Genomic DNA, 19,110 nt, shown 5'->3' with positions numbered 1-19,110 from the left:
CGGGGCTGTCGCGAGACAGAAGTGTTCGGGCCGTGCCAACTCATACGACCACCCCCGACGGTGCCGCCGACCTTGTCGTCGTCGGTGCCGGGATCGTCGGCCTCGCGCATGCCGCCGAAGGGCTCGCGCGCGGCCTGAAGGTCCATGTCATCGAGCGCGACGAGCGCGCCGTCGGCGCCTCGATCCGCAACTTCGGGCACATCTGCGCCACCGCCCAGTCGGGCCAGGCGCTGGCCTACGCCCTCGCGGCCCGTGAGCACTTGCTCACCCTCGCCGCCAAGGCCGGCTTCGGTCTCCGGGAGACGGGCACGGTCGTCGTCGCACGGACCGAGGCCGAGATGGCCGTGCTCGAGGAGTTCGCGGGCGTCCGTGGCACCGAGCAGGCCCGCCTGCTGGACGCCGACGCCACCCGCGAGCTGTTCCCGCCGGCCACCGGAGAGGTCCTCGGCGGCGCACACCTGCCGCTCGACCTGAGGGTGGATCCGCGCGAGGCGCTGCCGGCGATCGCCGCATGGCTGGAGTCCGAGGGCGTCCGGTTCAGCTGGGCGACCCACGTCGGTGCCATCGACCCGGTCGCCGATGGGATCGACGTCCGCACCAGCCGCGGAACGATCCGTTCCGCCCGGGTCGTCCACGCCGCCGGCCATGACATCGACCGGCTCTTCCCGCAGGTCGCCGAGGAGGCAGCCGTACGCCGCTGCCGGCTGCAGATGCTCGAGGTCGCGCCTCCGGGCGATGTCGAGATCGGGCCGGCGGTGCTGACCGGACTCTCGATGCTGCGCTACGGCGGGTTCGCCGAGACCGCGGCGGCCACCGGCGTACGCAACGAGCTCGAGGCGACCGCTCCCGAGCTCCTCGACGTCGTCATGAACCTCATGCTCACCCAGCGTCCCGGGAGCGGCGGCCGACCCGGCTCGATCGTCCTGGGCGATACCCACCACTACGACCGCACCCACCTGCCCTTCGACGACGAGCACGTCGCCGAGCTGGTGCTGCGGGAAGGGGCGCGGCTGCTCGGGGCTCCGCTCACCGTCCGACGTCGCTGGCGAGGGGTCTACGCGGACTCCCCGCGGACCGACTTCCTCGACACCGAGCCGTTCCCGGGCCTCCGGGTCGTCTCGGTGACGTCGGGCATCGGCATGACCACCGCACTGGGCCTCGCGCCCACCGTCCTCGATCAGCTGTTCTGACCACAGGAGAAACCGAACATGTCCCCCCTGCGCTCCCTCACCGCCCTCGCCGGCGCCGCCACCCTGACTCTCGCCCTGGCCGCCTGCGGCAGCGAGGCGACGACCGACAAGGCCGCCGCGGGCGGCGAGGTCGGTCCCGACCAGATCTGCCCCGACGGCACCCTGACGATGGGCGTCGAGCCCTTCGAGGACCCCAAGAACCTGATCCCCGTCTACGAGACCCTGGGCAAGGCCCTCGGCGAGGAGCTCGGCTGCGAGGTCGAGGTGCAGATCTCCGACACGTACGTCGCCGAGATCCTGGCCATGCAGAACGGCAAGCTCGACATCGGCCAGTTCGGGCCGCTGGGCTACGTCTTCGCCCAGAAGCAGGCCGGCGCCACGCCGCTGGCCTCCTTCGCGGGCGAGGACGGCCAGGTCTCCTCCTACACCGGTGGCATCTGGGTGCCGAAGGACTCGCCGGTCCAGTCCGTGGAGGACCTGGCGGGCAAGACCCTGGCGCTGTCCGAGTCGGGCTCCACCTCCGGTGACGCGGTGCCGCGCAAGGCGCTCATCGACGCCGGGATCGAGAAGAACGTCAAGGCCGAGTACGCCGGCGGCCACACCGAGGCGCTGCTGGCCCTGGTCAACGGCAAGGTCGACGCCGCCGAGATCAACAGCCAGACCCTGGCCTCGGCGACGGCCGAGGGCCAGTTCGACGAGTCCGCCTTCCGCCAGATCTGGAGGTCCGAGCCGATCCTGAACGACCCGATCGCGGCGGGCCCGAACATGACTCCCGAGGTGTCCGAGGCCGTCCAGGAGGCGCTGCTGAACCTGCCTGCCGACTCGGTCGCAGAGATCGGCGAGTACCTCGACTTCACCCCGCCCGCCGGCAAGCCGGCGCTGGTGGCGGTCACCGACGAGGACTACCAGCCGGTGACCGACCTCGCCGAGGCCCTCGACCTGACCACGGACGACCTCTGATGGGCGCTGATCACCTTCCCGGGGCGGCCATGCTGCGTATCGACGGCCTGAGGAAGGCGTTCGGGGATAAGACGGTCCTGGACGGCCTGGCCTTCGAGGTCGCCGCCGGGGAGGTGGTCAGCCTCCTCGGAGCCAACGGCTCCGGCAAGTCCACCTCGCTGCGCTGCGTGGTCGGTCTGGAGCGGCCCGACGGTGGCACGATCACGGTCGACGGCGTCAGAGCCAAGGCCGGGGAGGCGGTGCCGACGGTGGCGATGGTCTTCCAGAAGATCCATCTGGTGCCCCGTCGCAGCGTGCTCGACAACGTCTGCGCGGGTGCGCTCGGGCGGCTCGGCCTGAGCCGGTCCTGGTCGGTGCTGGCCTTCCCGCGCGAGGTGCAGGCCGAGGCGATGGCCTGCCTGGACCGGGTCGGTCTCGCGGACCGGGCCCGGGAGAAGGCGGGTCGCCTCTCCGGCGGCCAGCAGCAGCGGGTCGCGGTGGCCCGCGCGCTGTGCCAGCGCGCCAAGGTGCTGCTCGCCGACGAGCCGGTCTCGGCGCTCGACCCGGCCGCCTCCGAGCAGGTGATGAACCTGCTCCGATCTCTGGCCGACGACGACGGTCTCGCGGTCGCAGCGGTCCTCCACCAGCCCGACCTGGCGCGCCGCTTCTCCGACCGGATCCTCGGGCTTGCCGGTGGCCGGCTGGTCTTCGACAGCAGCAGCGCCGAGGTCACCGACGAGACCGTCGCAGGTCTTTACCGGCCGGCCCTGGAAGCGCTGGAGGCCGCCGAGGCGGCCCAGGTCACCGCGGGCGCCGAGATGAGGGAGTTCGCATGAGCAGTCTGACCAAGGCCCCGGAACCACGTCTCGACATCCCACCCCGGTTCCGGCCCTCCGGCATCGCCGTCGGGGCGGCCATCACGGTCGCCCTGGTCCTCGTGCACTGGTACGCCGCGGTACAGACCAACACCTCGCCCAAGGAGCTGCTCGAGGGCTGGCGGGGGCTGTGGAACTTCCTGTTCGGAGTCGACCGCACCTACCCGAACGGCAAGACCATCCATCAGGACGGTGCCTTCCCGCTCGATCTGCGCTGGTCGGAGACCGTTCGGCCCGGCCTGGAGTACTGCCTGCTCACCATCTGGATCGGCCTGCTCGGCACGACCCTGTCGATACCGGTGGCGCTGCTGTTCGCGGTCGTCTCCTCGCGTACGACCAACCGGTTCGCCCCGCTGTGGCTCCTGGGTCGCGCGGTGATGTCGGTGCTGCGGGCCATCCCGGAGACCGTATATGCGCTGATGTTCATCGCCGCGGTCGGCTTCGGAGCGTTCCCGGGTGTGATCGCGCTGGCGATCCACAACGTCGCGGTCATGGGCAAGCTCTGGTCCGAGGCCATGGACGAGGTGGACCAGGGACCCGTCGAGGCGCTCCGGGTGGCCGGAGCCTCGCCCGCGCAGTCGGCCGCGCACGCCGTGCTGCCCGCGGTGATGCCGTCGCTGCTCGGCCTGCTGCTCTACCGCTTCGACACCAACGTACGCAGCTCGGTCATCCTCGGCACGGTCGGTGCCGGCGGCATCGGGTTCTTCATCAAGACCGAGGTGGACAGCTTCCACTTCGACACGATGATGACGTACGTCTGCATGGTGATCGTCCTGATCATCGTCATCGACCTGTTCAGCGCCTGGCTGCGTCGGAAGGTCGGCGCGCTCTGATGGCACGGCTCGAGGCACGGCTCGCGGTGTGGCGCGGTGGCGCCGAGGTGACGCTGGAGAGCGTGGACCTGCCGGTGCCGGGGCCGGGGGAGACGCTGGTCGAGATCGACCTCGCGACGGTGTGCGGCTCCGACCATCACACGGTCTCCGGTCGGCGTCCCGGTGCCTGCCCGAGCGTGCTCGGGCACGAGGGCGTGGGCCGGATCGTGGGCACGGGCCGGCGCGTGGTCTGGGGCGTGACCGTCTCGTGCGGAACCTGCGACCGCTGCGGCCGGGGGCTCACCGCGAAGTGTCGCTCGGTGCGCAAGCTCGGCCACGAGCCGTACGTGCCGGCCTGGCCGCTGTCGGGCACCTACGCGACCCACGTTCTGCTGCCCGCCGGCACCGCCGTCGTGCCCGTCCCCGACACCCTGGCCGACGAGGTCGCCGCGCCGGCCGGGTGCGCGACCGCGACGGTGATGGCGGCCGTGGAGCGGGCCGGCTCGCTGCGCGGCAAGCGCGTGCTGGTGGTCGGCGCGGGGATGCTCGGGCTCACCGCGGTGGCTGTCGCGGCCGACGCCGGAGCGGCCGAGGTCGTGGTGAGCGACGTCGACCCCGCGCGGCTGGAGCTGGCCGTCGGCTTCGGCGCGACGTCGACGCTCTCCGCGGGGCAGGCGCCTCCGCTGGTCGATGTCGCCATGGACTTCTCCGGTGCCGCCTCGGCGGTCGAGGCGGCGCTCGGGGCTCTCGACATCGGTGGCTCCCTCGTCCTGGTGGGCTCGGTCTCCCCGGGGCGCGCGGTCTCGGTCGACCCGGAGGCGATCGTGCGCGGTTGGCGGTCGGTCAGCGGCGTACACAACTACGAGCCGCGCCACCTGGAGCAGGCGGTCGCCTTCCTCGCCGCGTCGAAGCGGCCATGGGCGGAGCTGGTGGAGGAGCCCGTCGGGCTCGACCGTGTCGGGGACGTACTGACGAGCGAGCTGGGTAGACCGCGAGCCTCGGTGCGTCCAGGCAGCAACTAGGCTCGCGCATCATGACCGAGTTCGCCGCTGTGATCCTTGTCGACCGTCGTGGCTGGGTGCTGCTCCAGGAGCGTGACGAACGCCCCGTGATCGCGCCGGAGAAGTGGGCCTTCTGCGGCGGCCACCTGGAGCCGGGGGAGGACCCGCTGGCCGGCGCCGTGCGTGAGCTCGAGGAGGAGACCGAGGTTCGGCTCGCTCCCGAGGACCTCCAGCTGGTCGCCGTCCAGGAGCTCCGCCACCCCGAGACCGGCACCGACGACAAGATCCACCTGTACGCCGCGGCCGTCGATCTCGCCGACGCCGACATCGTGTGCCACGAGGGCCGTCAGATCGTCTTCGTCGACCCGGCGAAGGCGCCTGACCTGGACCTCAGCGACTCTGCTCGGATCGGGCTGACACCCTTCCTCGGATCGCCGCAGCATGCGGCCCTATCCGGGTCGGCGGCCCTCAGGGCCGCGCCGTAGAATCCTCTCCTATGGGTCTCCTCGAACGCATCGCCGCGCCGCAGGATCTTCGTGATCTCTCCGATGACCAGCTGGAGCTCCTCGCGAGCGAGATCCGGGACCTGATGATCCGGACGGTGGCCACCAACACCGGCCACCTGGGGCCGAACCTCGGCGTGGTCGAGCTGACCCTGGCCATGCACCGGGTCTTCGACAGCCCGAGCGACAAGATCGTCTTCGACACCGGCCACCAGTCCTACGTCCACAAGCTCGTCACCGGCCGGGCCGGCGACTTCGGCACGCTGCGCCGCGAGGGCGGGATGAGCGGCTACCCGAGCCAGGCCGAGTCCGACCACGACGTGGTCGAGAACTCCCACGCCTCCACCGCGCTCTCCTACGCCGACGGCCTGGCCAAGGCCTACACGATCCGCGGCGAGGACCGCCACGTCGTCGCGGTGATCGGCGACGGCGCACTGACCGGCGGGATGGCCTGGGAAGCGCTCAACAACATCGCGATCCAGCACGACTCCAAGCTGGTCATCGTGGTCAACGACAACGGCCGCTCCTACACCCCGACCATCGGTGGCCTGGCCACGGCGCTGACGGCGCTGCGTACGAACCCGCGCTACGAGCTGGTCCTCGACATGGTCAAGCGCCGCCTCAACGCGGTGCCCGGGATCGGCGCGATGGCCTACGACGCGCTGCACGCGGTGAAGAAGGGACTCAAGGACGCGGTCGCGCCCCAGGGCCTCTTCGAGGACCTCGGCCTGAAGTACGTCGGCCCCGTCGACGGCCACGACCGGCACGCGGTCGAGCAGGCGCTGACCTCGGCCAAGCGGTTCGGGGGTCCGGTGATCGTGCACGCGATCACCCGCAAGGGCTACGGCTACGACCCGGCCGAGCGCCACGAGGCCGACCAGTTCCACTCGCCGGGTCCCTTCGACGTCCAGACCGGTGCCGAGAAGCCCAAGGGCCGGATCTGGACCGACCACTTCTCCGACGCGATGGTGCGGCTGGGAGACAGCCGCCAGGACATCGTCGCGATCACCGCGGCGATGATGCACCCGGTCGGCCTCGACGCGTTCCAGGCCAGGTTCCCCGAGCGCACCTTCGACGTCGGCATCGCCGAGCAGCACGCCGCCACCTCGGCCGCCGGCCTGGCGATGGGCGGCCTACACCCGGTCTTCGCGGTCTACGCGACCTTCCTCAACCGTGCCTTCGACCAGGTGCTGATGGACTGCGCACTGCACCGGGCCGGGGTGACGTTCGTCCTCGACCGCTCCGGCGTGACCGGCGACGACGGCGCCTCCCACAACGGCATGTGGGACATGTCGCTCCTCCAGGTCGTCCCCGGGCTCCGCCTGGCCGCGCCGCGCGACATCGCGCGCCTCAACGAGCTCCTCGACGAGGCGGTCGAGGTCGACGACGCGCCCACGGTCGTACGCTTCCCGAAGGGCCCGCCGCCCGAGGACATCCCCACGATCGCCAAGCTCGGCGAGGCCGACGTGCTCGTGCGCAACGGCACCAAGGACGTCCTGGTCGTCGGCGTCGGCTCCATGGCCGAGGTCGCCGTGGGCGTCGCCGAGCGGCTCACCGCCCAGGGCATCGGTGTCACCGTCGTCGACCCGCGCTGGGTCAAGCCGATCGACCCGGCCCTCATCGAGGCGGCCGCCGACCACAGCCTGGTCGTCACCATCGAGGACAACGGCGTCGCCGGCGGTGTGGGCGCGTCCTTCCTGCAGGCGCTGACCGCCGCCGACGTACGCACCCCGGTGAAGATCCACGGCATCCCGCAGGAGTTCCTCGACCACGCCAAGCGGCCCAAGATCCTGGAGAGCATCGGCCTGACCCCCCAGGCGGTCGCGCTCGACACCATCGAGCGCCTGGGTGCTCTGACCCCGAGCCCGCTGCCCCGGGACGTCAGCCTCTGACGCCCGGAAGGGCCGAATTTTCACCCTACGGGGTTGGTCTCTCTGGTCGAGCCCCTGGCGAAGATCGATCGTTCTGGGCTTAGAGTGGGGTCCGTCGGGGGCGACGAGGGCCCTCGGTAACGTCACCACACAGCACTCGGGGGATTCAATGCTCTATGACGACCTCGTGGCCGAGTTCCGTTGGTCACCTGAGCAGATGTCGGCGCCGTTCGATCTCAGAGCGGCGGACGAACAGATCCGCAAGAGGATCGAGGGCCGGCGCGGATCGGCGCAGGCCTCGGGTCGCCAGCAGCGACCCCGCGCGCGGCAGAACCTGGGCACGCCGGAGTCGGCGGTCGGAGGCGGCAAGGTGGCCACCGACAAGGCCTGAGTCCCTGCTGAGGTGCGTCCGGGACCGACCCCGGCCCAGCATGGGACCGCCCCCGACCGATCAGATCGGTCGGGGGCGGACTTGGTTCGGTCAGTGGAACTTCTTGCCGGTGACCTTCTCGGAGATGCCCTCACGGTCGAGCAGCTGGGTGATGCCGCCGTTCCAGAACTGGAAGCCGGCACCGGTGATCATCGCCAGGTCGATGTCCTCGGCGGCCTGGGCGACGCCCTCCTCGAGCATCCGGCCGATCTCGTCGGCGATGGCCTCCAGCGACTGCTGGCGGGCCTCCTCGGCGGTCTTGACCACGTCGCCGGAGACGAGCAGCGCCTCGACCTCGGGGTCGAGGGTGCGCCCGTCGGGACCGAAGAAGGAGCTCTTCTTGGCCTCGACGACCCGGTGGAGGTTCTCGGAGAGGTAGAACCGGTCCGGGAAGGCCTTCGCGAGCGTCTCGTTGTTGTGGTACGCGATCGCCGGGCCGACCAGACCGATCAGCGCGAACGGGCCCATCGGCGCGACACCGGCGAAGGCGGACTCGACGACGTCGACCGGGGTGCCCTCGTCGGCGACCTTGGAGACCTCGCCCATGAAGCGGCCCAGGAGCCGGTTCACGATGAAGGACGGGCTGTCCTTGACCAGGATCGAGGTCTTCTTCAGCGACTTCGAGACGGAGAACGCCGTGGCCAGGGCCGCGTCCGACGTCTTCTCGCCGCGGATGATCTCGAGCAGCGGCATCACTGCGACCGGGTTGAAGAAGTGGAAGCCCACGACCCGCTCGGGGTTCTTCAGGTCGGCCGCCATCTCCGTGATCGAGAGGCTCGAGGTGTTCGTGGCGAAGACCGCGGTCTCCGGCGCGACGGCCTCGGCGTTGGCGAAGACGGTCTTCTTGACACCCATCTCCTCGAAGACGGCCTCGATGATGAAGTCGGCGTCGGAGAAGGCCTCCGCGTAGTCGATCGACGACGTCACGAGCGCCTTGAGGCGGTTGGTCGCGTCCTGCGAGGCGCGGCCCTTGGCGAGCTTCTTGTCGAGCTCGGCGTGGACGTACGCCACACCCTTGTCGGCGCGCTCCTGGTCCAGGTCGACCATGACGACCGGCACCTTGAGACGCTGGACGAAGAGCAGCGCGAACTGTGAGGCCATCAGACCGGCACCGATGATGCCGACCTTGGTGACCTTCTGCGCCAGCGCCTTGTCAGGGGCACCGGCCGGACGCTTGGCGCGCTTCTGCACCAGGTCGAAGGAGTAGAGCGAGGCGAGCAGCTGCGGGGTCTTCGACATCGCCACGAGCGCGTCGTCCTCGGCCGCGAAGCCCTCGTCGCGGGTCGCGGTCTTGGCCAGGGTGAGCAGCTCGACGGCCTTCTTGGCAGCCGGGGACGCGTCGCCGGTCTTGGCCCAGGCGAAGAAGCCGGCGTTCTTGGCGGCCTCGTCCCAGGCTGCGCCGCGGTCGATCTCCTCACGGGAGACCTCGACGGTCCCGGAGAGGACGCCGTCGGCCCACAGCAGCGACTGCTCGAGGTAGTCGGCGCCGCCGAACATCGCGTCCGCGATGCCCAGCTCGTAGGCCTCGGTGCCCTTGAGCACCTTGCCGTTGTTGAGCGGGTTCTCGATGAAGACCTTGGCGGCCTTCGCCGGACCGATCAGGTTCGGCAGCAGGTAGCCACCGCCCCAGCCCGGGATCAGGCCGAGCATGACCTCGGGCAGGCCGACGGCCGGCACCGAGTCCTGGATGGTGCGGTAGTCGGCGTGCAGCGCGACCTCGAGGCCGCCACCGAGCGCGAGCCCGTTGATGAAGCCGAAGGACGGCTTCTTCGTCGTGCCGTCGCCATCGCCCAGCTTGCGGAAGACCGCGTGACCGAGCTCGGCGATCGTACGGATCCCGTCGGGGCCGCCCGCCTGCAGCGAGGTCAGGTCGGCACCGGCCGCGAGGATGAACGGCTTGCCGGTCACCGCGATCGCGTCGATCTCGGGGTCGGCCAGGGCCGCGTCGTACGCCGTGTTGAGCTCGACCAGCGACTTCGGCCCGAAGGTGTTCGGGCGGGTGTGGTCGTGGCCGTTGTCGAGGGTGACCAGACCGAGGACCTTGCCGGAGGGAAGGTTGACCTTCTGCAGCAACGCCTTGGTGACGACCTCGTCGTCGGAGTAGAGCTTCTCCACGTCGGCGAGGAGCGTGTTGATGTCCGTCATGTCAGGCCTCCTTGCCGTTCCAGTTCGGGTTCTCCCAGATGACCGTGCCGCCCATACCCAGGCCGATGCACATGGTGGTGAGGCCGTAGCGGACCTCGGGGCGCTCCTCGAACTGGCGCGCGAGCTGGATCATCAGCCGCACACCGGAGGAGGCCAGCGGGTGACCGAACGCGATCGCGCCACCGTACGGGTTGACCCGGGAGTCGTTCTCGTCGATGCCGAAGTGGTCCAGGAACGCGAGCACCTGGATCGCGAACGCCTCGTTGACCTCGAACGCCTCGATGTCGTCGATCGTGAGACCGGCCTTGGCCAGAGCCTTCTCGGTCGACGGGATCGGGCCGACGGCCATGACCTCGGGGGCGACGCCGGCGAAGGCGTACGACACCAGCCGCATCTTGATCGGCAGGCCGAGCTCGCGGGCGACGTCCTCGGAGGCCAGCAGCGAGGCGGTAGCGCCGTCGTTGATGCCCGCCGCGTTGCCCGCGGTCACGCGGCCGTGCGGACGGAACGGGGTCTTCAGCTTGGCCAGGTCCTCGGTGGTGGTGCCGGGACGCATCGGCTCGTCGGTGGTGGCCAGGCCCCAGCCGTTCTCGGCGGAGCGGGTGGCGACGGGGACCAGGTCGGGCTGGATCTTGCCGTCGGCGTACGCCTTGGCCGCCAGCTCCTGGGAGCGGACGGCGAACGCGTCGGTGCGCTCCTTGGTGATCGCCGGGTAGCGGTCGTGGACGTTCTCGGCGGTGTTGCCCATGACGAGCGCCGAGGGGTCGACGAGCTTCTCGGAGATGATCCGCGGGTTGGGGTCCACGCCCTCACCCATCGGGTGGCGGCCCATGTGCTCGACACCGCCGGCGATGACGACGTCGTAGGCGCCGAAGGCGATGCCGCCGGCGGTGGTGGTGACGGCGGTCATCGCGCCGGCGCACATCCGGTCGATCGCGTAGCCGGGGACGGACTGCGGGAGTCCGGCGAGCAGGCCGGCGGTGCGGCCGATCGTCAGGCCCTGGTCGCCGATCTGCGTGGTCGCGGCGATCGCGACCTCGTCGATCCGCTCGGGGGGAAGCTCGGGGTTGCGGCGCGTGAGCTCACGGATGAGCTTGACGACCAGGTCGTCTGCGCGGGTCTCGGCGTACTGGCCCTTGGCCTTGCCGAAAGGTGTGCGTACGCCGTCGACGAAGACGACTTCTCGCAGCTGTCGGGTCACCGTGTCACTCCATGTGGGTTGCCGGTCGGGTGTCGCCTGGCGGCGCTTTGGTGCGGGCACGGGTGGTGCCCGTCGAGTACATTACCCGCTAGTAACAACGGCCGCACCGAGGGGGAGGTCACACCGGCGGTTCGAGGGGAGGTCGCCGGTCTCCGCGCGTCGGCTTGGGAATAACGTGGGCGTCCAGGATGCTGCGCTGTCGTCATGTGGAAGCGTGTATTGAGAAGGTTGAGCCCCAGGGTCGCGATCCCTGGCGAGCCGAGCGACGACGGGGTCCGCGAGGGCCGTACGCAACGGGAGGAGACACCGATGGCCGGATCACGACTGGTGCACATCGTCGACGACCTGCCCGAGGAGATCATCCTTGCCGGAGGCGACCGGCTGCCGCTGGTGGTCGTCCTGGACGGCTTCCTCGACGCGGGCAAGGCCGCAGAGCGTGCCGCGGCCCATCTGATCCAGACGTCGAGGCGAGCGCCGGTGGTGGCGACCTTCGACGTCGACGAGCTCCACGACTACCGGGCTCGGCGCCCGGCGATCTCGTTCGTCAGCGACCACTACGAGTCCTTCGACGCGCCGCGCCTGGTCGTCCGGCTGCTCAAGGACACCGGCGACAACCCCTACCTCCTGCTGCACGGCCCCGAGCCGGACAACCGCTGGGAGGCCTTCGCCGGCGCCGTACGCGAGGTCATCGAGCGCCTCGGTGTGACCGAGGTGATCGCGCTCGCCTCGGTGCCGATGGCGGTGCCGCACACGCGGCCGCTGACCACGACCCGGCACGCCAACGACCCCGCGCAGGAGCTCGCCGGCCAGGTCTGGGAGAGCCCCTGGAAGGGCGAGATCCGGATCCCGGCCTCCGCCCAGGCCCTGGTGGAGGTACGCCTGGGGGAGTGGGGGCACCCGGCGGGCGGCTTCGTGGTGCACATGCCGCACTACCTCGCCCAGAGCGACTACCCGGCCGCGGCGGTCGTGCTCGTCGAGGAGCTGGAGCGCGCGGCCCGGCTGACGATCCCCGTCTCCGACCTGGAGGCCGAGGCGCAGCGCCGCGAGGAGGAGATCGCGTCCTACATCGAGGACAATGCCGAGGTACGGGAGGTCGTGGCCGCTCTCGAGCAGCAGTACGACACCTTCCAGCGCGGCGAGGAGTCCGGACGCTCGCTCCTGGCGCCCGACGAGCCGCTGCCGACCGGGGACGAGCTCGGTGAGCAGTTCGAGCAGTTCCTGGCCGGGCTCAACGGTCCCGACCCCGATGACAACCCTGAGAAGGATTGAGAGAAACTCAACGCATGACGACCGAGGCCGTAGCGGCGGATCAGGCAGTGGCCGAGCTGGTAGGCGTGCTCGACCTGGTCGAGATCGACAAGGACCTCTTCCACGGTGCCACCACGACCCGCAACTCGCGTGGGCGCGCCTACGGCGGCCAGGTGGCCGCCCAGGCGCTGATGGCCGCGGTGCGCTCGGCCGACCCGGCCTTCACGGTGCACTCGATGCACTCCTACTTCCTGCTGCCGGGCGACCCGTCCTACCCGATCGTCTACGACGTCGAGCGGATCCGCGACGGGCGCTCCTTCGAGACCCGGCGGGTCCGGGCGCGCCAGAAGGGGCGCGACATCTACTACCTCACCGCCAACTTCCAGCGTGAGGAGACCGGCTTCGAGCACCAGGACGCGATGCCGGCCGTCCCGCCGCCCGAGAAGTGCATCGACTTCCTGAAGATGATGGCCGACTCCGGCAGCCCCGAGGCGGTCTCGCTGGCGCGTGAGTGGGAGGCGGTTGAGATCCGAGCTGTCGGCAACTCGCTGCTCGGCATCGAGCCCGACCCGGCACGCCCGGCGCAGCAGCGCCTATGGATCCGTCTGGGCGCCTCGCTTCCCGACGATGACAACATCCAGCGCGGCGCCTTCGCCTGGGCCTCCGACATCTCGCTCCTCGGGGCCTCCCTGGCAGCCCACTCGCTGGACCAAAAGGGCATCCAGATGGCCTCGCTCGACCACACCATCTGGTTCCACCGTCCCTTCCGTGCCGACGAGTGGTGGCTCTACGACCAGGAGAGCCCCTCCGCCTACGGTGGCCGCGGCCTGTCCATCGGCAGGGTCTTCACCGCCGACGGCATCCTGGCGGCCACGGTCGCGCAGGAAGGCCTCATCCGCCCGCCTCGCGGCTGACCCTTTTCGTCGAGTCGGCTCGTCCTGACGGGATTCGGTGCCGAGTCGGCTCGTCATGACGAGCCGACTCGACGGGCATTTCGGTCAGGACGGGCCGAGTCGGCGGGTCTGTCTCATCAGCGCATTTGGGGATAGGCCGGCGCACTATCGCACACCCTGGTCGCCTGCCGCGATAGCGCACCGGACCCGCGGGCTAAGGTGGCGCCGTGGACCAGATCACCGTGTACGAGAAGCCGACCTGCACGACGTGTCGGAACCTGTTCGTTCTCCTCAAGGAGGAGGGCGTCGACTTCGAGAAGGTCGACTACCACGTGCTCGGCCTGCGGACCGAGGAGGTCAAGGACATCCTCGCCAAGACCGGCCTGAGCGCTCGTGACGTGCTGCGGAAGCGGGAGCCGGTCTACAAGGAGCTCGACCTGGCCAACCGCGACCTCTCCGAGGACGAGCTGGTCGCGCTGATGGTCGAGCACCCGGCCCTGCTGCAGCGCCCGATCGTGATCAAGGGCGACCGCGGCGTGCTCGCCCGGCCGATCGAGAAGGTCCGAGAGCTCTTCTGAGCCTCAGGCTCGCAGCCGCTCGACCGGCTGGCCGGTCGTACGGGTGATGAGGTCGACGTCGTTGTCGGCGTGAAGGACGGTGAGATCGGCCTCCTCGGCGACCGCGGCCACCAGCAGGTCCGGCACCGACGGTGCCCGGTGGCGGCCGTCGCGCAGCACGATGCGCTGGATCTCCAGCGCGCGTGCCTCCGCACGCGGTGTGAGGGTCGCGAGCGGCATGTGGATCACCGGCACGTCCTCGACGAGATCGGACCACTCCTGCTCCGAGTGCGCCAGGTGGCCGATCTCGAGCAGCGTCGTGGTGGTGATGCGTACCTGTCCCAGCTCGATCAGGCGGGACCACTTCTCAGCGTCGGGGCTGGTGGACATCCGGGCGAGCGCCGACCGGTGCATCAGCCAGGGTCGCCTCACGACCATGCGTCACGCATCAGACCCCGGTCGGCGAGCGCGGCGAACTTCGCGAAGTCGCCGCCGGCCACAGGTCGCGCCGGTGGCAGCGGACGCAGTGCGTCGGGCGTGAACCATCGGCGGAGATACTCGTTGCGGGTGAGCCCGAGCCGCGCCGCCTCGGTGTCGATGCGCGCGAGCTCGTCATCCGAGAGCCCTCGGATCAGTACGTCGGACATGTCTGTCCACCTCCTGGACGCAAGATGGTAGCCGAGGCCGGGGCGTCGAACCGGGATCAGGGCCGGGTCGCCCGGTGGACCCAGGTGGACTCGACCTCCATTCCGACGTGGAGATAGAGGTCGAGGGCGCCGGTGCGGGAGTCCGTCGACAGGGTCGCGCGCGTCGCTCCGTGGGCGCGGGCGACGCCGAACGCGTCCGCGAGGAGCGCCTGGGCAAGGCCCTGGTTGCGCTGGTCCTTTCGGGTGGCCAGCCTGCTGACGTACCCCTCCCGGCCGTCCTCGGTCATCACCAGCACCGCGGCGGCGACCACGGCACCGTCCGGGCCGGTCACCACGCGGATGTTCCACGGCTCGGCGCCGGGCCGCTCGATGGTGGTGGCGAGCCAGTCCGCGTAGGGTTCCCGCTCGCGCTCGGACCACTCCAGGAAGGCGTCCTCGATCACGGTCCACACCTGCTCGTGGTCCTGCGGTGTGGCAGCCCGGATGGCGTACGCCTCCGGCAGCTCGCGCACGGGGATCGCCGCGTCCTGCGGCAACGCCAGCACCCAGGACTCCCAGCGGATGAACCAACCCAGCGACTCGAGCAGCCGGTCGCCGGGCGAGCCCTGGGGGACCGGCATGCCGATGACGGGTTCCCCGAGCTCGGCCGCGCGGGCGCTGATCCAGCCCGCCAGGGCCGTGCCGATCCCGCGGTCCCAGTTCTCGGGGTGGACGGCCGCGTCGGCACGGGCGCCGCCGGAGCACTCCGCGTAGCCCACCAGGTCGCCGTCGGGTCCGAACGCGCCGACGGTGGCCGCACCGACGTCGAAGGAGGGCCGCTGCCACTCCGCGACGATGTCGGCCTCCTCGATGAGGACCTCGCCGACGGTGGCCAGCTCGTTCGCCGCCATCACGCGGGTCACGGCGGCGGCATCGGCGAGTGTCAACGGCCGCTCGGTGTAGCGCGGCGGGAGCTGGAGTGGGGCAGGCATGCGAGCACCGTCTCACCTGCGAGACCAGGGCCGCCACGGGTTAAATCGTGGCGGCCCTCGGCGTCACAGAGTGGTGGTGCGCCCCACCAGGTGGAGCGTGTCCGAGCCCCGCTTGTGGAGCGAGAAGTCGTAACCGTCCAGGTGCTTGAGTGACCCGAACGCGACCGAGGAGGGCAGGAAGACCGGCTTCTTGAACGCCACGTCGACGCGTACCGCATCGCTCAGCCGGTTCTCCAGCGCCGCGATGCAGCGCGCCTTGGTCCACATCCCGTGGGCGATCTGGCGCTTGAACCCGAGCGCCTTGGCGGTCAGCGGGTAGAGGTGGATCGGGTTGTAGTCGCCGGCGACCTTGGCATAGCGCCGGCCCAGGTCGGCCTTGAGCGGGAACACCGGCCCGGACGGGTCCACCTCGATCAAGTCAGACTTCCAGGAGACGTCGGGGTTGCGCTTCCCGCGGACGAGGTACGTCGAGGTGGACTCCCACACGACCTCGCCCTCGACGGTGGCGACGGTCAGGAACCGGTACGCCTTGCCGGCCGGGTGCGGCTCGGGCTGGCCCACGGTCGCGGTGACCGCGACCGCCTCGCCGACCGAGATCGGGCGGTAGCCGCTGATCGAGTTCTCGATGTGGACCATCCCCATCGCGGGCGAGGGGAAGTCGGGCGAGGACATCAGCGCCATGTGCAGCGGGAAGGCCAGCATGTGCGGGTAGGGGAGCGGCACGGTGTCCTTGATCGGGAAGCCGCACAGCTCGGCGTACGCGTCGACCGCCTTCCGCTCGAGGGCGACCGGCTCGCGGGTGAGGCTGAGCTCCTCGTAGGCGACGCCGGTCTTCTTGATCCCCGGGAGCGCGTTGATGCCCGGGATGGCCGGCAGCGCCGCCCGGACGAGCAGGGCGGGGCCGGACCTGCCGGTGAAGCTGGGCTCGGTCTTCGGCGTGCTCATCAGGCCCCCAGCATCATCTGGCCGCAGACCCGCACGACGTTGCCGTTGACGCCGGTGGAGGCCGGCGAGGCGTACCAGGCGATGGTCTCGGCGACGTCGACCGGCAGGCCGCCCTGGGCCATCGCGTTGAGCCGCTGGCCGACCTCGCGCGTCGCGAACGGCACCGCTGCGGTCATCTGGGTGATGATGAAGCCCGGCGCGACCGCGTTGATCGTGATCCCGTCGGGAAGCTCCTCGGCCAGCGAGTCGACGAAGCCGATGACGGCGGCCTTCGAGGCGCCGTAGGAGGTCTGGCCGACGTTGCCGGCGATGCCGGCGATCGAGGAGACGCCGATGATGCGGCCGTTGGGGCGGATCAGCTTCTGCTCGAGCAGCTCGGCGGTGATCCGCTCGGGGGCGCTGATGTTGATCTCCAGCACGGTGCCGAAGCGATCGGCTTTCTGGTTGGCGAGCTTCTTGTCGAGGGTGACGCCGGCGTTGTGGACGACGATGTCGACGCCGCCGAACTTCTCCTGGAGGTAGGAGGCGATCGTGGCGGGGGCGTCCTCGGCGGTGATGTCGGCGGTGATGTAGTCGGGGGTGACCTTCTTCAAGTCGTCCTCGGACGGCGGGATGTCGAGGCCGACGACGGTCGCGCCGTCGCGCTGCAGGACCTTGGCGATCTCCTCGCCGATGCCGCGCGCGGCGCCGGTGACGAGCACGACCTTGCCGGTCAGCGGCTTCTTCGGGTCCACCTGTTCGGCCGCGGGGGAGGCGTTCTTGGCGCCGATCCGCACGACCTGGCCGGAGACGTAGGCGCTCTTCGGGGAGAGCAGGAAGGCCAAAGTGGAGAGCAGCGAGCCCTCGAAGCCCTCGGCGACGTAGACCAGCTGGACGGTGCCGCCCTTGCCGATCTCCTTGCCGAGGCTGCGGGTGAAGCCCTCCAGTGCGCGCTGGGTGACCCGCTCAGCGCCCTTGAGCTGCTCGGGCGGGGTGCCGATCACGACCACGCGCGGGTTGTTCTCCAGGCTGCGCAGCACCGGGGTGAAGAACTCCTGGAGCGCGACCAGGTCGGCGGTGGAGGTGAGGCCGGTGGCGTCGAAGACGAGACCCTTGAGCTTGGTGCCCGGGGTTGCGGCGTCGGTGGAGGTGACGTCCAGCTCGCCCAGAAGCCCGCTCAGCGACTCGGCCAGACGACCACGCCCGCCGACGAGGACGGTGCCCTTCACGAGCGGGGCACCGGCTGCGTACCGCTCGAGCTTGGCGGGGCTCGGCAGCCCGAGGTTCTTGACGAGGACCTTGCCGATCGCCGACTGGGTGAAGCTCTGGTACTTGTCGCTCATGGTCTCTCTGATCCTTCTGGACGTGGTCTCTGAGGCGTACGTTGGTATGTTACTGGCCAGTTGTAACTAGGCGTGTAACTCGGTGTCCACTTTTCGTGATCTCCCTGACATACCCTTCTCCAAAGCGCTTCATCAGACAAGGATGAACTCATGACCACCACTCGTCGTGTCGCCATCGTGGGCGGCAACCGCATTCCTTTCGCCCGCTCCAACGGTGCGTACGCGACCGCGTCCAACCAGGAGATGTTCACCGCCGTCCTCGACGGGCTCGCCGCTCGCTTCGGCCTCGAGGGCGAGCGCATCGGTGAGGTCGCCTCCGGTGCGGTGCTCAAGCACTCCCGCGACTTCAACCTGACCCGCGAGTCGGTGCTCGGCTCCAAGCTGGCCCCCGAGACGGCCGCCGTCGACCTGCAGCAGGCCTGCGGCACCGGCCTCCAGGCCGCGACCTACATCGCCAACAAGATCGCGCTCGGCCAGCTCGACTCCGGCATCGCGGGCGGCACCGACACCACTTCCGACGCGCCGATCGCGCTGGGCGAGAAGCTCCGCAAGGTCCTGCTCGAGGCCAACCGCGCCAAGACCAACATCGACCGGGTCAAGGCCTTCGCGAAGCTCCGCCCCGCCGACGTCATCCCCAACATTCCGGCCAACGTCGAGCCGCGCACCAAGCTCTCCATGGGTGAGCACGCCGCGCTGACCGCGCAGGAGTGGGGCATCACCCGCGAGGCCCAGGACGAGCTGGCCGCCGCTTCCCACCAGAAGCTCGCCGCCGCGTACGAGGCCGGCTGGTTCGAGGACCAGATCACCCCGTTCCGCGGTCTGGAGAAGGACAACAACCTCCGCCCGGGCTCGACCGTGGAGAAGCTCGCGACGCTCAAGCCCGTCTTCGGGGTCAAGGGCGAGAACCCGACCATGACGGCCGGCAACTCGACGCCGCTGACCGACGGCGCCTCCGCCGTGCTCTTCGCGAGCGAGGAGTGGGCTGCCGCCAAGAACCTGCCGGTCCTGGCCTACTTCGTCGACGCCGAGGTCGCCGCTGTCGACTACGTCGCCGGCGGCGAGGGCCTGCTGATGGCTCCCGCGTACGCCGTCCCGCGCCTCCTCGCCCGCAACGGCCTCACCTTCGACGACTTCGACTTCTTCGAGATCCACGAGGCGTTCGCCTCGCAGGTCCTCTCCACCCTCGCCGCCTGGGAGTCCCCGGACTTCTGCAAGGACAAGCTCGGCCTCGACGCCCCGCTCGGCACCGTCCCGCGCGAGAAGCTCAACGTCAAGGGCTCCAGCCTCGCCGCCGGCCACCCCTTCGCCGCCACCGGCGGCCGGATCATCAACAACCTCGCCAAGCTCCTCGACGAGAAGGGCTCGGGCCGCGGCCTCATCTCCGTCTGCGCCGCCGGCGGCCAGGGCGTCGTCGCCATCCTGGAGAAGTAACCCCCGAGGCGTCACCCCCGTGGGGGGGGGGGGGTGGGGGAGGCGGTGAGAGGGGGCGAGAAGGACAGCGGGGGGCCGGGGGACGGCAGCTAGCAGAGGACCTACACGACACAGCCAACCAGCCGCTGC

Annotated in this window: 19 protein-coding genes; 12 read left to right on the top strand and 7 right to left on the bottom strand. The window is 70.2% G+C overall.

Going from position 1 to position 19,110, the window contains the following annotated elements; genetic code table 11:
* The first annotated feature begins 32 nt into the window (after positions 1-32).
* The 8 genes from ABT304_RS27860 (at position 33) to ABT304_RS27825 (ending at position 7,582) form a co-directional block, all read left to right on the top strand.
* Complete coding sequence (locus ABT304_RS27860) at positions 33-1,190, top strand: TIGR03364 family FAD-dependent oxidoreductase (protein ID WP_350720275.1); 1,158 nt, start codon at positions 33-35, stop codon at positions 1,188-1,190.
* Between the two features lie 18 nt (positions 1,191-1,208).
* Positions 1,209-2,150 (top strand): phosphate/phosphite/phosphonate ABC transporter substrate-binding protein, encoded by a 942-nt coding sequence (locus ABT304_RS27855; RefSeq protein ID WP_350720273.1) that lies wholly within the window; start codon positions 1,209-1,211, stop codon positions 2,148-2,150.
* Positions 2,150-2,965, top strand: coding sequence for a phosphonate ABC transporter ATP-binding protein (locus tag ABT304_RS27850; protein WP_350720271.1), 816 nt, complete (start codon positions 2,150-2,152; stop codon positions 2,963-2,965). Before ABT304_RS27855 ends, ABT304_RS27850 begins: the two co-directional genes overlap by 1 nt.
* Positions 2,962-3,837, top strand: coding sequence for a phosphonate ABC transporter, permease protein PhnE (gene phnE / locus ABT304_RS27845; RefSeq protein WP_350720269.1), 876 nt, complete (start codon positions 2,962-2,964; stop codon positions 3,835-3,837). The genes ABT304_RS27850 and phnE overlap by 4 nt, the downstream gene beginning before the upstream one ends.
* A complete protein-coding gene (locus tag ABT304_RS27840) occupies positions 3,837-4,838 on the top strand; it encodes a zinc-binding dehydrogenase (protein WP_350720267.1) in 1,002 nt (333 codons plus the stop codon). The genes phnE and ABT304_RS27840 overlap by 1 nt, the downstream gene beginning before the upstream one ends.
* A gap of 11 nt (positions 4,839-4,849) precedes the next feature.
* A complete protein-coding gene (locus tag ABT304_RS27835; RefSeq protein ID WP_160023166.1) occupies positions 4,850-5,302 on the top strand; it encodes an NUDIX domain-containing protein in 453 nt (150 codons plus the stop codon).
* Between the two features lie 11 nt (positions 5,303-5,313).
* Positions 5,314-7,212 (top strand): 1-deoxy-D-xylulose-5-phosphate synthase, encoded by a 1,899-nt coding sequence (dxs, locus tag ABT304_RS27830; RefSeq protein ID WP_350720265.1) that lies wholly within the window; start codon positions 5,314-5,316, stop codon positions 7,210-7,212.
* 148 nt (positions 7,213-7,360) lie between these two features.
* Positions 7,361-7,582: a hypothetical protein gene (locus ABT304_RS27825; protein WP_350720263.1), complete on the top strand. Its 222-nt coding sequence runs from the start codon at positions 7,361-7,363 to the stop codon at positions 7,580-7,582.
* A gap of 90 nt (positions 7,583-7,672) precedes the next feature.
* On the opposite strand, the gene ABT304_RS27820 is transcribed toward ABT304_RS27825, so the two are convergent.
* Both ABT304_RS27820 and ABT304_RS27815 read right to left on the bottom strand, forming a co-directional pair.
* The gene (locus ABT304_RS27820; RefSeq protein WP_350720261.1) at positions 7,673-9,766 is read right to left on the bottom strand and encodes a 3-hydroxyacyl-CoA dehydrogenase NAD-binding domain-containing protein; all 2,094 of its coding nucleotides are present in this window, start codon (positions 9,764-9,766) and stop codon (positions 7,673-7,675) included.
* 1 nt (position 9,767) lies between these two features.
* The gene (locus tag ABT304_RS27815; RefSeq protein ID WP_160023174.1) at positions 9,768-10,967 is read right to left on the bottom strand and encodes a thiolase family protein; all 1,200 of its coding nucleotides are present in this window, start codon (positions 10,965-10,967) and stop codon (positions 9,768-9,770) included.
* A gap of 309 nt (positions 10,968-11,276) precedes the next feature.
* Between ABT304_RS27815 and ABT304_RS27810 the strand changes: the two genes are divergently transcribed.
* From ABT304_RS27810 to ABT304_RS27800, 3 genes are all read left to right on the top strand, one after another.
* The gene (locus ABT304_RS27810) at positions 11,277-12,236 is read left to right on the top strand and encodes a proteasome assembly chaperone family protein (RefSeq protein WP_350720259.1); all 960 of its coding nucleotides are present in this window, start codon (positions 11,277-11,279) and stop codon (positions 12,234-12,236) included.
* Between the two features lie 14 nt (positions 12,237-12,250).
* Positions 12,251-13,129 carry an acyl-CoA thioesterase gene (locus ABT304_RS27805; RefSeq protein ID WP_350720257.1) on the top strand — a complete coding sequence of 293 codons (879 nt, stop codon included), beginning with the start codon at positions 12,251-12,253 and terminating at the stop codon, positions 13,127-13,129.
* Between the two features lie 206 nt (positions 13,130-13,335).
* Positions 13,336-13,686 carry an arsenate reductase family protein gene (locus tag ABT304_RS27800; RefSeq protein ID WP_160023178.1) on the top strand — a complete coding sequence of 117 codons (351 nt, stop codon included), beginning with the start codon at positions 13,336-13,338 and terminating at the stop codon, positions 13,684-13,686.
* A gap of 3 nt (positions 13,687-13,689) precedes the next feature.
* Here the strand turns inward: ABT304_RS27800 and ABT304_RS27795 are convergent, their stop codons facing one another.
* The 5 genes from ABT304_RS27795 to ABT304_RS27775 form a co-directional block, all read right to left on the bottom strand.
* Positions 13,690-14,103, bottom strand: a complete 414-nt coding sequence (locus ABT304_RS27795) for a PIN domain-containing protein (protein WP_350720254.1) — start codon at positions 14,101-14,103, stop codon at positions 13,690-13,692.
* Complete coding sequence (vapB, locus tag ABT304_RS27790; RefSeq protein WP_350720252.1) at positions 14,094-14,312, bottom strand: type II toxin-antitoxin system VapB family antitoxin; 219 nt, start codon at positions 14,310-14,312, stop codon at positions 14,094-14,096. Before vapB ends, ABT304_RS27795 begins: the two co-directional genes overlap by 10 nt.
* 56 nt (positions 14,313-14,368) lie before the next feature.
* Positions 14,369-15,283: a GNAT family N-acetyltransferase gene (locus tag ABT304_RS27785; RefSeq protein WP_350720248.1), complete on the bottom strand. Its 915-nt coding sequence runs from the start codon at positions 15,281-15,283 to the stop codon at positions 14,369-14,371.
* Positions 15,284-15,346: 63 nt separating this feature from the next.
* On the bottom strand, positions 15,347-16,228 hold the full coding sequence (locus tag ABT304_RS27780; protein ID WP_350720246.1) for a MaoC/PaaZ C-terminal domain-containing protein: 882 nt from the start codon (positions 16,226-16,228) through the stop codon (positions 15,347-15,349).
* On the bottom strand, positions 16,228-17,550 hold the full coding sequence (locus tag ABT304_RS27775) for a 3-oxoacyl-ACP reductase (RefSeq protein WP_350720244.1): 1,323 nt from the start codon (positions 17,548-17,550) through the stop codon (positions 16,228-16,230). The genes ABT304_RS27780 and ABT304_RS27775 overlap by 1 nt, the downstream gene beginning before the upstream one ends.
* Positions 17,551-17,700: 150 nt before the next feature.
* Here ABT304_RS27775 and ABT304_RS27770 point away from each other — a divergent pair, with 150 nt between their 5' ends.
* On the top strand, positions 17,701-18,981 hold the full coding sequence (locus ABT304_RS27770; RefSeq protein WP_160023190.1) for an acetyl-CoA C-acetyltransferase: 1,281 nt from the start codon (positions 17,701-17,703) through the stop codon (positions 18,979-18,981).
* Positions 18,982-19,110 lie beyond the last annotated feature (129 nt).

The organism is Nocardioides sp. NPDC000445 (genome assembly GCF_040300245.1).
GTDB lineage: Bacteria > Actinomycetota > Actinomycetes > Propionibacteriales > Nocardioidaceae > Nocardioides.
Note: the sequence above shows the minus strand (reverse complement) of the source record. Positions and strands in the feature narration are given on the sequence as shown.